This window comes from Nocardioides luteus (genome assembly GCF_014648595.1).
Lineage (GTDB): Bacteria > Actinomycetota > Actinomycetes > Propionibacteriales > Nocardioidaceae > Nocardioides > Nocardioides luteus.
This window is the reverse complement of the sequence record NZ_BMRK01000009.1, coordinates 110,197-124,008: the sequence shown is the minus strand read 5'-3', so window position 1 is coordinate 124,008 and position 13,812 is coordinate 110,197. Positions and strand designations below refer to the sequence as shown.

The 13,812-nt window shown below is 69.9% G+C and carries 14 protein-coding genes; 10 read left to right on the top strand and 4 right to left on the bottom strand.

The genetic code is table 11. The features are described from left to right. Nucleotides 1–50: 50 nt before the first annotated feature. The gene (gene purS / locus IEY81_RS13165) at nucleotides 51–314 is read left to right on the top strand and encodes a phosphoribosylformylglycinamidine synthase subunit PurS (RefSeq protein WP_189118930.1); all 264 of its coding nucleotides are present in this window, start codon (nucleotides 51–53) and stop codon (nucleotides 312–314) included. Then, nucleotides 311–979, top strand: a complete 669-nt coding sequence (gene purQ, locus IEY81_RS13160; RefSeq protein WP_189118929.1) for a phosphoribosylformylglycinamidine synthase subunit PurQ — start codon at nucleotides 311–313, stop codon at nucleotides 977–979. Before purS ends, purQ begins: the two co-directional genes overlap by 4 nt. Nucleotides 980–1,053: 74 nt before the next feature. Here the strand turns inward: purQ and IEY81_RS13155 are convergent, their stop codons facing one another. Further along, entirely contained in the window at nucleotides 1,054–2,502 is a 1,449-nt protein-coding gene (locus IEY81_RS13155) for an MFS transporter (RefSeq protein WP_189118928.1), read from the bottom strand. 175 nt (nucleotides 2,503–2,677) lie between these two features. Here IEY81_RS13155 and IEY81_RS13150 point away from each other — a divergent pair, with 175 nt between their 5' ends. From IEY81_RS13150 to IEY81_RS13135, 4 genes are all read left to right on the top strand, one after another. After that, nucleotides 2,678–3,229 carry a TetR/AcrR family transcriptional regulator gene (locus IEY81_RS13150; protein WP_189118927.1) on the top strand — a complete coding sequence of 184 codons (552 nt, stop codon included), beginning with the start codon at nucleotides 2,678–2,680 and terminating at the stop codon, nucleotides 3,227–3,229. 35 nt (nucleotides 3,230–3,264) lie between these two features. Beyond that, nucleotides 3,265–3,771, top strand: coding sequence for a YflT domain-containing protein (locus IEY81_RS13145; protein ID WP_189118926.1), 507 nt, complete (start codon nucleotides 3,265–3,267; stop codon nucleotides 3,769–3,771). Between the two features lie 134 nt (nucleotides 3,772–3,905). Beyond that, nucleotides 3,906–4,517 (top strand): hypothetical protein, encoded by a 612-nt coding sequence (locus tag IEY81_RS13140; protein ID WP_189118925.1) that lies wholly within the window; start codon nucleotides 3,906–3,908, stop codon nucleotides 4,515–4,517. Beyond that, nucleotides 4,517–5,140 (top strand): hypothetical protein, encoded by a 624-nt coding sequence (locus IEY81_RS13135; RefSeq protein WP_189118924.1) that lies wholly within the window; start codon nucleotides 4,517–4,519, stop codon nucleotides 5,138–5,140. Before IEY81_RS13140 ends, IEY81_RS13135 begins: the two co-directional genes overlap by 1 nt. Before the next feature lie 46 nt (nucleotides 5,141–5,186). On the opposite strand, the gene IEY81_RS13130 is transcribed toward IEY81_RS13135, so the two are convergent. Continuing rightward, complete coding sequence (locus IEY81_RS13130) at nucleotides 5,187–6,503, bottom strand: glycoside hydrolase domain-containing protein (protein WP_229787815.1); 1,317 nt, start codon at nucleotides 6,501–6,503, stop codon at nucleotides 5,187–5,189. 201 nt (nucleotides 6,504–6,704) lie between these two features. On the opposite strand from IEY81_RS13130, the gene IEY81_RS13125 reads away from it, so the two are divergent. Next, complete coding sequence (locus tag IEY81_RS13125) at nucleotides 6,705–7,349, top strand: hypothetical protein (protein WP_189118922.1); 645 nt, start codon at nucleotides 6,705–6,707, stop codon at nucleotides 7,347–7,349. A 38-nt stretch (nucleotides 7,350–7,387) separates the two neighbouring features. Then, the gene (gene purL, locus IEY81_RS13120; RefSeq protein WP_189118921.1) at nucleotides 7,388–9,676 is read left to right on the top strand and encodes a phosphoribosylformylglycinamidine synthase subunit PurL; all 2,289 of its coding nucleotides are present in this window, start codon (nucleotides 7,388–7,390) and stop codon (nucleotides 9,674–9,676) included. On the opposite strand, the gene IEY81_RS13115 is transcribed toward purL, so the two are convergent. After that, nucleotides 9,595–10,353: a DUF2306 domain-containing protein gene (locus IEY81_RS13115; protein WP_189118920.1), complete on the bottom strand. Its 759-nt coding sequence runs from the start codon at nucleotides 10,351–10,353 to the stop codon at nucleotides 9,595–9,597. The genes purL and IEY81_RS13115 overlap by 82 nt on opposite strands. Before the next feature lie 102 nt (nucleotides 10,354–10,455). On the opposite strand from IEY81_RS13115, the gene IEY81_RS13110 reads away from it, so the two are divergent. Both IEY81_RS13110 and IEY81_RS13105 read left to right on the top strand, forming a co-directional pair. Beyond that, nucleotides 10,456–11,187, top strand: coding sequence for a TetR/AcrR family transcriptional regulator (locus IEY81_RS13110; RefSeq protein ID WP_229787814.1), 732 nt, complete (start codon nucleotides 10,456–10,458; stop codon nucleotides 11,185–11,187). Nucleotides 11,188–11,228: 41 nt separating this feature from the next. Then, a complete protein-coding gene (locus IEY81_RS13105) occupies nucleotides 11,229–12,305 on the top strand; it encodes a CAP domain-containing protein (protein ID WP_189118918.1) in 1,077 nt (358 codons plus the stop codon). 4 nt (nucleotides 12,306–12,309) lie between these two features. Here IEY81_RS13105 and IEY81_RS13100 read toward each other — a convergent pair whose 3' ends face one another. Then, nucleotides 12,310–13,806, bottom strand: coding sequence for a DHA2 family efflux MFS transporter permease subunit (locus tag IEY81_RS13100; RefSeq protein WP_189118917.1), 1,497 nt, complete (start codon nucleotides 13,804–13,806; stop codon nucleotides 12,310–12,312). Nucleotides 13,807–13,812: the final 6 nt, after the last annotated feature.

Here is a 13,812-nt window from a genome sequence, read left to right as displayed (position 1 = left end):
AGGCGCGAACGGTTTAGGTCCGGGGCGCTCGCCCGACCTAGACTGCAGCCATGCCTCGCGTTGTCGTCGACGTCATGCCCAAGCCCGAGATTCTCGACCCGCAGGGGAAGGCCGTCCTCGGCGCCCTGCCGCGGCTCGGGTTCACCGGGGTCACCGAGGTCCGTCAGGGCAAGCGGTTCGAGCTGGAGATCCCCGAGGTCACCGACGAGGCGCTCGCCCAGATCGACAAGCTGGCCGAGACCTTCCTGGCCAACACGGTGATCGAGAACTACGTCGTGCGCGTCGAGGAGCCCGCCGAGGAGATGGCCAAGTGAAGATCGGCGTCATCACCTTCCCGGGCACGCTCGACGACGTCGACGCCCAGCGCGCCGTGCGCGTCGGGGGCAACGAGGCCGTCGCGCTCTGGCACGGCGACCACGACCTGCAGGGTGTCGACGCGGTGATCCTGCCGGGCGGCTTCTCCTACGGCGACTACCTGCGCTGCGGTGCCATCTCGCGGTTCGCACCGATCATGACCGAGGTCATCGAGGGTGCCCAGAAGGGTCTCCCGGTCCTCGGCATCTGCAACGGCTTCCAGATGCTGGTGGAGTCTCACCTGCTCCCCGGCGGCCTGCTGCGCAACGACCACCTCAAGTTCATCTGCCGCGACCAGAAGCTGCGCATCGAGAACGCCTCGACCGCCTGGACCTCCGCGTTCAGGAAGGACCAGGAGATCGTCGTCCCGCTGAAGAACGGCGAGGGGCAGTACGTCGCCGACGACGAGACCGTCAAGCGCCTCGAGGGCGAGGGCCGCATCGTCGCACGCTACGTCGACGTCAACCCCAACGGCTCGATCAACGACATCGCCGGCATCACCAACGAGGCCGGCAACGTCGTCGGCCTGATGCCCCACCCCGAGCACGCCGTCGAGAGGCTCACCGGCTCCGGCACCGACGGGCTCGGCTTCTTCACCTCGCTGGCCGAGAAGGCCTTCGCCTGATCATCGGCACCTGAAACGGCCCGGCTCGCGATCGCGAGCCGGGCCGTTCGGGTTCCACCGAGCGGTCGGTGTGCTCACTCCGCCGCGGCGACCACCGGCTCCGGAGCGTACGCAGGCACCCGGGTCGGCCGCCGGATGACCAGCGTGAGCGAGGCGATGATGCCGATCGCCGCGAGGGAGGCCGCGGCGAGGAAGGCCTCGCGGAGGCCGGGTACGACCTCGCCGGGGGTGCCGTTGGCGACGTAGACCGAGGCGATCACGGCCAGGCCGATCGAGCCGCCGAGCTGCTGCATGGTCTGCACCAGACCCGAAGCGGAGCCGGCGTGGGCGGCGTCGACGCCCTCCAGGGCGAGGGCCGTGGTGGAGGTGAAGACGAGCGAGGCGAAGGCGCCGTTGAGGATGAACGGAGCCAGCACGGCACCGGCGTACGTGCTCGTCTCGGACAGCGTGCTCAGCCAGACGAACGACGCGGTGAGACCGACGGCGCCGACCACCAGCACCCGGTGCATCCCGATCCGCCCTGCGATCCGCGGAGCGATGCGGGACATCGTGAAGATCGTCAGGGACAGCGGCAGGAAGGCCAGCCCCGAGGCGAGCGGACCGAGGCCGAGCACGCCCTGCAGGTAGATCACGGTCAGGTAGAACGTAGAGAACTGCGCCCCGACCAGACCGAGGGTGGCGACGAGCGCGGCGACGCGGCGGTGGCTGGTGAAGAGCTGGAGCCGCAGCAGCGGGTGAGCGACCCGGCGCTCGGTGAGTACGAGGGCGACCAGCAGGAGCAGGCCGACCGCGATGCCGCCGATGGTGCGGGGGGAGGCCCAGCCGTGCTCGGGTGCGCCGATCAGCGACCAGACGATCGCGGCCGCACCGCCGGTGGCGGTCAGCGCGCCGACGACGTCGAAGCGTCCCGGCCGACGGTCGGTCTCGGAGACGAGCCGGCCGACGAGGGCGAGGACGACGAGGCCGATCGGCACGTTGATGAACAGCGTCCAGCGCCACGACGCGATGTCGGTGAGGATGCCGCCGAGGATCAGGCCGATCGACGCACCGCTGGAGGAGACGGCCGCGAAGAGCGCGATCGCCCGCGCCCGCCCGGCCTCGTCCTTCGCCGAGGTGGTGAGCAGGGCGAGCACCTGAGGTGCGGCGATGGCGGCGCCGAAGCCTTGCAGCGCGCGGGCGAAGACCAGCAGGTCGTCGGTCGGCGCGAGACCGCCCGCGAGAGAGAAGAGGGTGAAGACGGAGAGTCCGATGATGAACATGCGGCGACGACCGAAGACGTCACCGAGCCGGCCGCCGAGAAGCAGCAGGCCTCCGAAGGCGAGGGTGTAGCCGTTGAGGACCCAGGTGAGGGCGGCCGGCGTGAACTCGAGGTCGGCGGCGATCCGGGGGAGTGCGACGTTCACGACCGCGGAGTCGAGCACGATCATCAGCTGGGCGACCAGGACCAGGGCGATCCCGGCGCCGGCCGCTCTGGCGGCCGTCGGGGCCGGGGGTGGCGTGGGTGGTGCCACGGTGGATGTCATTCGAGAGCTCCTGTTGGAGACGGAGAAGGAGTACAGTGAAGCGGAGGAAGTCTCCGCTTGATTGGAACACTACCGGAGAGTGTCTCCGGTTGGCAATCTATTTAGTTCTTCGAGCGGTGCTTGCTGTTAACTTGAGGCCCCGGCACGCCCGACGGGTGCCACTGAGGAGGTCAAGATGAGAGCCGACGCGCAGCGCAACCGCGAGCGGCTGATCGAGGTCGCTCATGCGGTGTTCAAGGAGCGCGGTCTCGACGCCCCGCTCGACGAGGTCGCCCGCCGCGCAGGCGTCGGCCCCGGCACCCTCTATCGCCATTTCCCGACGCGGGAGGCGCTCCACGAGGCGATCTTCTCCTCGTGGATCGAAGAGGTCTTCACCCACGTCGACAAGGCCCTCGCGACCGAGGGCGGCTGTCGGGAGAAGCTGCTCGCCTGGTTCGAGGAGTACATCGCCCTGCTGACCCGCAACCAGGGCGCCGCCGCCAAGATCACGGCCTCCCTCGGCTGCCAGGACTCCCCGCTGCGTACGAAGTGTCAGGCCTACGCCGACGCGAACGAGCGCGTCCTCGACGCCATCGCTGCCGGCGACGCGCTCCGCGAGGACGTCGACAACCTGGATGTCTGCCGCCTCCTCGGCGGCGTCGCGACCATGGCCGACCAGGCCTCGCTCGAGCCCGAGGACGTACGTCCCATGCTCGACGTCATCGCCAACGGCGTGCTCAAGAGCTGACGCGTTTCCCGCCCGGTCTGCGGCACACTGGGAGTATGTCCTTCTCTTCGCCGGTCAGCGGCCCGCAGCGCCCGCTGAAGCTGGAGTTCCCTCAGTCGCTCGCGACCTACGACGACTACGCGGCTGCGCAGAAGACGGTCGACTTCCTCGCCGACAAGGAGTTCCCGGTCGAGAACTGCATGATCGTCGGCACCGAGCTGAAGCAGATCGAGCGGATCACCGGCCGCCTCACCTGGAGCAAGGTCGCCCTCGCCGGTGTCCTCTCCGGCGCCTGGCTCGGCGTCTTCGTCGGCCTGATCATGTCGCTCTTCGGCGGCGAGAACTTCCTCTTCATCCTGCTCTCGACGGTGCTCCTCGGCGTCGTCTTCGGCCTGATCTGGTCGCTGATCGGCTACGCCGCCACCCGTGGCACCCGCGACTTCTCGAGCGTGAAGGTCGTGGTGCCGACCAAGTACGAGGTGCTGGTCGAGCACAAGGTCGCCGCCCGCGCCCGCGACCTCCTCGCGGAGCTCCCCGGCGCCCTGCCCAACCCGTTATCATGACGCGGCTGCACGACATCGTCCCGGATTTCGGGGCGAGTGCGACGTTTCGGGGTGGCCGCGCGTGTTCAAGGGAAGAGCTCGCCGCACACTTCAGCACGCCCGAGCTGATCGACCCGGGATCGGAGCCTCGCACAGTGACCGCCACCAGATCGACCCTGCTCGGGGCTTCGCTGATGGTCGGAGGTCTCGTCACGGCTGGTTGTGCGAAGGTTCCGGAGGGCGAGCGGGAGGTCGACGGCGTCCGGTTCGAGTCCGAGGTCACTCGCTCGGGCAGTGCGCTCGAGGTCAGCTATCGGGTAGCGAACCGCGCTGACGTCGATGTCTACGTGGTCGACGCGATTCCGGCGTACGCCAACGGGTCGCTGCAGGCGAAATCGGCCAACACGGTCTACGTCCTGGGCAGCGGCGGCGATCGGGCCGAGGTGAGCAAGCGGGTCTTCGCGCTGCCGGACGACAAGACGTTTGCCCAGATGCCGGCGGTCGGTTGGGCCGAGGTGGCGGCGGGCGAGGAGCTGAGGCGAGACGTAAGCGTGCCGCTTCCGCTCGACGAGTACCGCCCGTTCACCGACGACTCGGTCCCGAAGCTTCCGGACTCGGTAGAGGAGGTCATCTTCTGTGTCGGTGTCCTCGACCTCCGCGACGTCTACCCCGAGGGTGTGCCGACCGAGATGACCGGTCTCGCCCATTCCGACTCAGCCGCCGAGGCCCAGCAGATCTTCTGCTCGGACCCGGTACCCCTGGGCTGATGGTCCGCGTCTTCGTTCCGGCAGTCGCGCTGATGCTGGCCCTCAGCGGCTGCGCGCATGACGAGCCATATGGCGAGCACGGGCCGTCGAGCACCGCCTCCGCGCCCGAGGCGCGCTTCGACGTCGAAGTGACGCCCGGGAACACCGAGGTCGAGGTGCGCTACCGGTTCTCCAACGATGGTGACGAGCCGCTGATGCTCGTCAACCGGCCGGCGGTGCCGTCGGGTGGTGGTGTCCGCCACCGCGAGGACACGGCGTACGTCACCGAGGACGCGGGCGGCGGAGCCCTGCTGTCGCAGGCGCTCTTCGGCTTCCCGGAGTCGGACCACATCTGGGAGTCAGTCCCGAGAGTCGGAGTCACGATGGTGAAGCCGGGGGAGACCGTAGAGGTCGACGTGAGGTCGGCGCTTCCACTGACCTGGTTCCATCCGTTCGGGAACGACTTCGGTTCGGGGACGCTGTCGGTGCCGAGCGACGTCGAGGAGGTCCGGTTCTGCCTCGGCGTGGTCTCCTCGCCGTTCCCTGAGTCGATGACTCCGCGCACGGAGGAGGACGGCACCCGGACCGTCGGGCATGCGAGTGCCGATCAGCACCTGTTCTGCTCGGACCCCGAGGAGTTGTGAAGCCGAGCGTGACCGATGGGCCACGCTCGGCTTCACAGCTCGGGACTCAGCGGCCGTGGGCCAGGTCGTACCAGGTGACCTCGGTGGCCATCCCGTTGGCGGTGCGGCCGAGGCGCTTCTGGTAGGCGACGAGGGCGACGTGGGTGTTCCAGTCGAGGGTGCCGGTGACCTTCGCGCGCTCGCGGGCGGTGGTGGCGTTGAGGGCGCGCTGGAGGTCGCGGACGCGCTCGCCGGTGGAGCCGCGCTTGAGGAGCGGGCGGCTGTTGGCGGCCCACAGCGTCTTCCAGGCGGCCCTCGTCCAGGTCTTGCGCACCGACAGCCCGTGCGAGCGCTGCCAGGCGTTGACCGACCGGACCAGCCCCGCGTCGTACGTCCCGTCGATGGGACCGCGGAATCCGCCGCGCTCGCGCAGCATGCACTCGAGCGCCTTCACGTAGACGGGTGAGGGCTGGTAGGAGCTGGTGCGGGGCTTCAGCTCGGGGTAGCTGGTGAAGCTGACCGGGACGCCACCGCAGTGGGTCATCGCCCGGGCGGACGAGCCGCGACCGACGTCGACGTAGTTGGAGTCGATCTCGATCGTGACGCCGCCGTGGGTCTCCTTGTGGGGGCCGCGGTACTGCTTGACCCTTCGGTGCGGGCTCCACGGCTTGGCGGGGATGTACTTCGTCGAGGTGCCGGCGCGACCGTCCCAGTCGGCGATCCAGATGTCGGCGGGGTAGACGAAGCCGCGCGGCTGGGCGTGCCAGACGTCCCACATCGCCTTGATGCCGGAGGAGGCGCTGGAGTACATCGCCGGGCGGTAGCCGAGCTTCTTGATCCGGTGGCTCCAGGCCGAGACGAACCACATCGCCGACTCACGGCACCGCTTGTTGCGGATGTCGAAGCCCTCGAGGTCGTAGAACATCGTGCTGCCGCGAGCGATGCCGTAGCGCTTGGCCGCGTCGGCGGTCGCGTTCGCCTGCTTGACGCCCTGGCTCTTCGCGGCGGCGTACTGGTTGGTCGACTTCGCGCTGATCCGCGGGTCGTCGCGATAGCGCGGGAAATGCGGGTTGCACGAGGCCTGCGGTCCGAGCGTGATCGGCAGCAGCCGCCACCCGCGGGCCTGCTGCTTGCGGACCCAGGTCGCGCTGAGGTTGGTCTGCTTGCGGCAGCCGCGGGAGTTCCCGGCGATGTAGATGCCGACCGCGCCGAAGTTGGAGTGCTTCCACCAGCGGTCCATCGCCGTCTGGGACGGCGCGTTGCACTGGTCGAAGCCGAAGCCGGTGAAGTTGCCCGGCGTGACCGGGTTGGCGGCGGCTGCGGGGCTCGGGACCACCATGCCCGCGACACCGACCACGCCGGAGATCAAGCTGACACCGAGCACCCGTCTGACGTACCTGAATCTTCTGTAGTCCCCCATAGTTTCGTCACGGTAGTCACAACCGTCACTCTGACACCAGAGGACTCGCGCACCGACGACCGCTTGGTTGACCTGACATCAGTTGTCTCCGGCCCTTGGGCCCTAACCAAAGCGGCGCTGCGGCGTTACCTTGGTAAAGGAGCGATCGCAAGGGGGTGGGGGCCTGTGCAGCGACGACGAGACTGGATCACGCCCGTCCTCTTCGCGATCACCGTTCTGCTCGCGCTGACGGTCGCCGGGATCATCCACCTCGCCCACGGCGGCGAGGTGATCGGTCCCTTCGCGGTCGCCGACCAGGTCAGTTCGACCACCCAGCGGACCAACACGCCCTACGTCTGCTGGGACGGCGACGGCTCCGGCTCGCTGACCCGCTGCCCGGACCCGCGCGGCGAGGACGGCATGAAGTGGGTCTTCCCTGGCTACGTCGACGCCGCCCGCGGGGGTGAGTGCACCCGTCGCGAGACCGGCGAGCGTGACCTCTTCGTGGAGTGCTCGATGACCTGGGAGGGCAGCCAGGTCTACCTCCACTACGCCTACTGGAGCGAGTGGACCACCGGCCGGCAGAAGTACGCAGCCACCGGCTCGACCCCGAAGGTCGAGCAGCGTCCCGACGGCGGGATGTCGCTCTCCTGGCGACCGCGACGACTGCCCACCCCGCACGGCGAGGCCTCCTGGATCACCGCCGAGATGGTCGAAGGGCACGGCTGGACGGTCGCGGCCTACGCCGGTGACGGCGAGATCGCCAGGCAGGCGCTGGCGGAGTTCGGGGAGATCCGAGACCTGCGGGAGTGGCGGGGGCTGCCTCGCTGACTCGGGGGATCGGCACCTTCTGACGTAGATTTCTGCCCGTGACCGAGACTTCGTCCGCCGCCGTTGAGTCCGATCTTCCGCTCCTGGACACCGTGCACCACGCTGCCGGTGACCCCGACCGCGAGCAGCCCTGGGCCGAGCTCGGTCTGAAGGAGGACGAGTACGCCGAGATCAAGAGCATCCTCGGCCGCCGGCCGACCGGCGCGGAGCTGGCGATGTACTCGGTGATGTGGTCGGAGCACTGCTCCTACAAGTCCTCCAAGGTCCACCTCAAGCAGTTCGGCGAGATCCCGCAGGAGACCCCGGCCGGCAAGATGCTCGCCGGCATCGGCGAGAACGCGGGCGTCCTCGACGTCGGCCAGGGCTACGCGGTCACGTTCAAGGTCGAGTCCCACAACCACCCCTCCTACGTCGAGCCCCACCAGGGTGCGGCGACCGGCGTCGGCGGCATCGTCCGCGACATCCTCGCGATGGGTGCCCGCCCGGTCGCGGTGATGGACCCGCTCCGGTTCGGCCCGCTGGCCGAGGAGGACACCCACCGGGTGCTGCCCGGCATCGTCTCCGGCATCGGCCACTACGGCAACTGCCTGGGCCTGCCCAACATCGGCGGTGAGGCCGTCTTCGACGCCTCCTACCTCGGCAACCCGCTGGTCAACGCGCTCTGCGTCGGCGTGCTGCGCCACGAGGACCTTCACCTCGCCAAGGCGAGCGGCGCCGGCAACCTGGTCATCATGTACGGCGCCCGCACCGGTGGCGACGGCATCGGCGGTGCCTCGATCCTGGCGTCGGTCGAGTTCGACGAGGACGGCCCCGCCAAGCGGCCGAGCGTGCAGGTCGGCGACCCGTTCATGGAGAAGCTGCTGATCGAGTGCACCCTCGAGCTCTTCTCCGCGGGCATCGTCCGCGGCATCCAGGACTTCGGTGCTGCCGGGATCTCCTGCGCCACCTCCGAGCTGGCCGCGGCCGGTGACGGCGGCATGCACGTCCATCTCGAGCGGGTGCCGCTGCGCGACTCCACGCTCGCTCCGGAGGAGATCCTGATGAGCGAGTCCCAGGAGCGGATGATGGCGGTGATCGCTCCCGAGGACGAGGCGACCTTCATGGACATCTGCGCCAAGTGGGACGTCGAGGCGGCCGTCATCGGCAACGTGACCGGCGAGGGCCGGCTGCGCGTCGACTGGCACGGCGAGACGATCGTCGACGTCGACCCCACCACCGTCGCCCACGACGGCCCGGTCTACGAGCGTCCTTACGCCCGCCCGTCGTGGCAGGACTCGCTGCAGGCCGACGTCGCCGAGAAGCTGCCGCGCGCGGCCTCCGCCGACGAGCTGCGCGAGACGATCCTGAAGCTGGTCGCCTCGGAGAACCTGTGCGACAAGTCCTGGATCACCGAGCAGTACGACCGCTACGTCCGCGGCAACACCGTCCTCTCCCAGCCCGCCGACGGCGGCATGATCCGCGTCGACGAGTCGACCAACCTCGGTGTCGCGCTCGCGACCGACGCCAACGGGCGCTTCGCCAAGCTGGACCCGTACGCCGGTGCGCAGCTCGCCCTCTCGGAGTCCTACCGCAACGTCGCCTCCGTCGGTGCCCAGCCGCTGGCCATCTCCGACTGCCTCAACTTCGGCTCCCCGGAGGACCCCGACGTGATGTGGCAGTTCGCCGAGGCCACCCGCGGCCTCAAGGACGCCTGCCTCGAGCTCGGCATCCCGGTCACCGGCGGCAACGTCTCGCTCTACAACCAGACCGGCGAGGTTGCCATCCACCCGACGCCGGTGGTCGCCACGCTCGGTGTGATCGAGGACGTCACCACGCGTACGCCGTCCGACTTCCAGGCCGCCGACGAGGTCGTCGTCCTGCTCGGTGAGACCCACGAGGAGCTCTCCGGCTCGGAGTGGGCCCACGTCGTGCACGGCCACCTCGGTGGTCTGCCGCCGAAGGTCGACCTGGCCGCGGAGAAGGCGCTCGCCGAGCTGCTCGGCGAGGCCCGCTTCATCACCTCGGCCCACGACCTCTCCGACGGCGGCCTGATGCAGGCGCTGGCCGAGCCGGCGATGTCGTCCGGCATCGGCGTCTCCGTCACGCTCTCCGGCGACTCGTTCGTCGCGCTCTTCTCCGAGTCGGTCGCCCGCGCGATCGTCACCGTGAAGGCCGACGACGTCGAGCGGCTCACCTCGCTGGCCGAGCGCCACGGCGTCGCGGCGACACAGCTCGGCACGACCGGCGGCGCCACCTACTCGATCGCCTACGACGGCGGCACCGTCGAGATCCCGCTCGAGGAGCTCACCGGCGTCTGGCGCTCGACGCTGCGCGAGGCGCTGGCCTGACGGTTCCTGGAACCGGCCCGCCGCCGTGACGTGCGCTGGATGATCCACTCGGCGATCAGCAGGTTCACGACCCAGCTGACCCAGGCCGAGGCCGCGGCGGCGCTTGCGAAGGTCGGGTCCGCCGGGCTGAGGTCCGGGTTGGTCATGACCTCGGGGACGTACAGGATGATCAGCGCCACGCCCCAGAAGCGGTTGACGACGATCGAGAAAGCCAGCGCGTAGCTGCGGTACATCCACGCGCGGTGGTCCTTGAACCGGCGCTGGCGTGCGGCGCGATAGCCCTGCACGGTGCACAGCAGGAGCAGCGCCGCCCCGAAGGTGTTGCCGACCTGCTGAGCCGGGCCGGCCGCGGGGAACTGGCTGGTGACCAGCGCCGCGACGGCCGTCGGGATGCCGGTGGCCACGTAGGCGCGCCCGCTCCAGCGGTGCACCGTGGGGTGGTGGGCCCGCAGCCACGGCCACAGCTGGAGCACGCCGCAGGTGAGCATCACCGACCCGAAGAAGATGTGTGTCACCAGGGCCGGGTAGAAGGCCGCGCCACGGTCGGTGGGACTGAGCGACTGCGACGGGTCCAGGCCGACGTAGCGCGGCAACGCCGTGACCAGGAAGATCACCGTCGTCGCGGCCAGCGGGAAGACCCACCATTGATTCAGCAGAGGTCTGTTCGAGGATCTCATGGGGTGCCCGATCTAATAGCGTATGATGTTAACTGTTTATAGAGTACGCAAATGGAGAGCGGGGTCAACACGTTTCGACGGGATCAGGGCATGATGGAGGCGATGAGTTCCGATCTGATCCCGCGCCTGTGGGGCAAGTCTCCGGCCGGCCGACGCGGCCCGAAGCCGGCGCTGAGTGCCGCCCAGATCGTCGAGGCGGCCTACGTCATCGCCGACGATCAGGGGCTCGCCGCGGTCTCCATGGCCCGGGTGGCCGAAGAGGTCGGCTGCTCCCCGATGGCGCTCTACCGGCACGTGAAGAACAAGGACGAGCTGCTCATCCTGCTCGCCGACCGCATCAGCGCGGAGCTGACTCCGCCCCCGCGCGATCTCGGCTGGCGCGAGGGGCTGGCGGCGTGGATGCGCGCGCAGGTCGACCTGGCGCTGAGCAAGCCCTGGTTCCTGGACCTGCCGCTCGGCTCCGCGCTGCCCGGCCCCCGCCGGCTCGCCTGGCTCGATCTGGGCTTCTACTACCTGCGCGATGTCACGCTGCCGGCCGACGAGAAGCTGGCGATCCTCGGCATCGTCTCCCAGTACGCCCTGGGTGAGGCACGGATCGAGGTCGACGCCGCTCGGCAGCCCGAGAACCCCTATGAGGCCTTCGAGCAGACGCTGGTGACGTACGCAGATCCGGAGCGTTTCCCCAACCTGATGGGGGTGATGGCCGGCTGGGAGCCGAGCCCGCCCGGTGGGGAGCTGGAGTCGGACGACGCCTCGGCGTTCGGGCAGAGCCTGCTGATGGCCGGGATCGCGGCCCACATCGAGCGCCATCTCTCATCAGGCGATTCGAAGTAAAGGTAGATACCCTGGAGGGGATGTTCCCCCACCATCGCCCCGTGTCCTACGTCCTCGCCCTCCTGCTCGCCGTCGGCGCACTGTTCATCAGCGCCGGCCCCGCGGTGGCAGGGGAGGGCGGCGCCATCAAAAGGCTGGCGAACTCGGCCCGCGCCGACGCCGGGCTGAAGCCGCTCACCCGCGATTCCGCGCTCGACGAACTGGCGCGGAAGTGGGCCGACAAGATCGCCGCCGACGGTGCGCTCTCGCACAACCCCAACCTGGCCGACCAGGTGCCGAAGGGATGGCAGGGCGTCGGTGAGAACGTCGCGATGGGCTATCCGACCGGCGCCGCGATGCACCGCGGCTGGATGAACTCCGACGGGCACCGGGCCAACATCCTGGGCGACTACACCCACATCGGGATCGCGTTCATCGTGGTCGACGGCACCAGTTGGGGCGTCCAGGTCTTCGCGAAGTACCCGCCGGGCGCACGCCCGACGGATCAGCCGAAGGCCACGTCGGCGCCGGAGCCGCCGCCGACGACCAAGGCTCCGAGCCCTCGTCAGACGCCGAAGCCGAAGTCGTCGACGACGTCGTCACCCACCCCGTCGCGTACGCCATCGGCTGCTGCCTCGACGTCTCCGTCGGAGTCTCCGTCCCCCTCCGAGTCGCCTTCGGAGTCGCCATCCGCCTCCGAATCGGAGTCGGACTCGGCTCTCGCCGGCGACGACTCGGAGACGGCTGGACCGGTGACGTTCTCCGACGCCGGCGGGCCGACCCCCGCCTCGAGCGGGCTCTTCGGGATCGGCATCGTCGAGCTGGCGCTCGCCGTGCTCGGCCTCTCCGGGCTGGGCCTGATCATCGCCTTCCTGCTGGCCCGCCGTCGCCGCCGTGAGCGGGTCCGGCGTGATGCCGAGGCCGTGCCCGGCCGGCACGCCGCTCCTGCCGGTCCTGTGCCGGGCTCTGGTGGTGCCCCGGCCTACCGGGGCCCGGCCCACCCGGGCCGCCCGGCTCCACGCGGCCCCGCCCCGAGCCGGTTCGCGCCCCCGCCGGGACGTCCCGTCCCCGGACGGCCGCTCCCGGGTGGCCCGAACCCGGGTCGTCCCTACCCGGGCGGCGGCCACCGGCAGTGGTGACGCCTCAGTCGACGGCTGCGGCGGCAGGCTGCGGGTCGACGGGCACGGCCTGAGCCGACGGCGTACGACGGAAGACCACGAGCGCGATCACGGCCGAGACCGTCATCATCGCGACCGGGAGCCAGAAGGCGACCCGCATGGCCTCGGCGGCCAGCGGCGCCGCGGCCGCGAGCTCGGCAGGTGAGGCGGCACTGAGCGCGCCCACGCCGTCGCCGGCCAGGCCGGGCAGGCGCGAGGAGAGCGCGGCGGCGAGGAGCACCGAGACGCCTGCTGTGCACAGCGCGGTGGCCACCTGGTTCAGGACGTTGATCAACGTCGACCCGGCCGGGATGGCGCTGTCCTCGAGGTAGCGGGTCGCCACGGTCATCGTCGGGAGCATCACGAACCCGGCGCCCGACGTCGCGACGGCGTGGGTGACGGCCAGTGCGAGCATCGGCGCGTCGGCGCTCAGCTGCAGCGCCAGCGCGACGAAACCGAGGGTGGAGACGACGATGCCCGAGCCGATCACCGGCAGCGGTGGGAAGCGGTCGATGAGTCGCCCGGAGACCTGGATCATGATGCCGGCCGCGATGCCGGCGGGTGCCATCAGCAGACCGGCGGTGGTGGCGGACTCACCGCGCACGGCCTGCCAGTAGAGCGGCACCAGGATCATCGAGCCGAAGTAGCCGCCCGCGAAGCAGACGAGCAGCGCGGCACTCCCGCCGGTCAGGCGGCGGCTGAGCAGCCTGATGTCCAGCAGGGGCGCCACCGAGCGGAGCGCATGCCGGACGAAGAGCGCGATCAGCACGACCCCGGCGCCGATCGGGACCAGCACCTCGGCGGCGAGCAGGGTGTCCTCGGCGAACGAGGTGCCGAGCACCAGCAGCGCCATCGCCGGAGGAAGCAGCAGAAGACCGCGTACGTCCAGGCGAGCGGTCGGACCGTTGGGCAGCCGCGGCAGGTTGCGGAGCCCGAGAGCCAGACCGATCAGGCCGAGCGGCAGGTTGATCAGGAACATCCACCGCCATGACATCGTGTCGAGCAGCCAGCCGCCGAGCACCGGCCCGAAGACCGGCCCGACCAGCACCGGCAGCCCCATCAGCGCCATCAGCCGGCCGCGTTCCTCGGGCGGTGCCGAGCGCAGCGTCAGCGTCATCGCGGCCGGCATCACGAAGCCGCCGCCGAGGCCCTGCAGCACTCGGAACGCGATCAGCGACTCGACGTTCCAGGACGCCGCGACCAAGCCGGAGCCGATCGTGAAGACGCCGATCGCGGTCAGGAACACCTGCCGGGCGCCGAACCGGCTGATCGTCCAGGCAGCGGCCGGGATGACCGTCGCCAGGGCGAGCGTGTAGCCGGTGGCGACCCATTGGATCACCGGCAGCGAAGCACCCGTCTCCTGGGAGAGACGGGTGATCGCCACGGCGACGATGGTGATGTCGATGGGGATCATCAATGTGCCGGCGATGACTGTCAGCACGATCGTCATGGGGCTGGGAGGTCTGCGAAGTCGGGAAGTCATGCTTCA

What these genes read in the sequence shown, in the direction of transcription:
- IEY81_RS13150 (WP_189118927.1), top strand. Translation starts at nt 2,678, where the DNA reads ATGAGAGCCGACGCGCAGCGCAACCGCGAGCGGCTGATCGAGGTCGCT.
- IEY81_RS13135 (WP_189118924.1), top strand. Translation starts at nt 4,517, where the DNA reads ATGGTCCGCGTCTTCGTTCCGGCAGTCGCGCTGATGCTGGCCCTCAGC.
- IEY81_RS13115 (WP_189118920.1), bottom strand. Translation starts at nt 10,353, where the DNA reads ATGAGATCCTCGAACAGACCTCTGCTGAATCAATGGTGGGTCTTCCCG.
- purS (WP_189118930.1), top strand. Translation starts at nt 51, where the DNA reads ATGCCTCGCGTTGTCGTCGACGTCATGCCCAAGCCCGAGATTCTCGAC.
- IEY81_RS13100 (WP_189118917.1), bottom strand. Translation starts at nt 13,806, where the DNA reads ATGACTTCCCGACTTCGCAGACCTCCCAGCCCCATGACGATCGTGCTG.
- IEY81_RS13155 (WP_189118928.1), bottom strand. Translation starts at nt 2,502, where the DNA reads ATGACATCCACCGTGGCACCACCCACGCCACCCCCGGCCCCGACGGCC.
- IEY81_RS13145 (WP_189118926.1), top strand. Translation starts at nt 3,265, where the DNA reads ATGTCCTTCTCTTCGCCGGTCAGCGGCCCGCAGCGCCCGCTGAAGCTG.
- IEY81_RS13110 (WP_229787814.1), top strand. Translation starts at nt 10,456, where the DNA reads ATGAGTTCCGATCTGATCCCGCGCCTGTGGGGCAAGTCTCCGGCCGGC.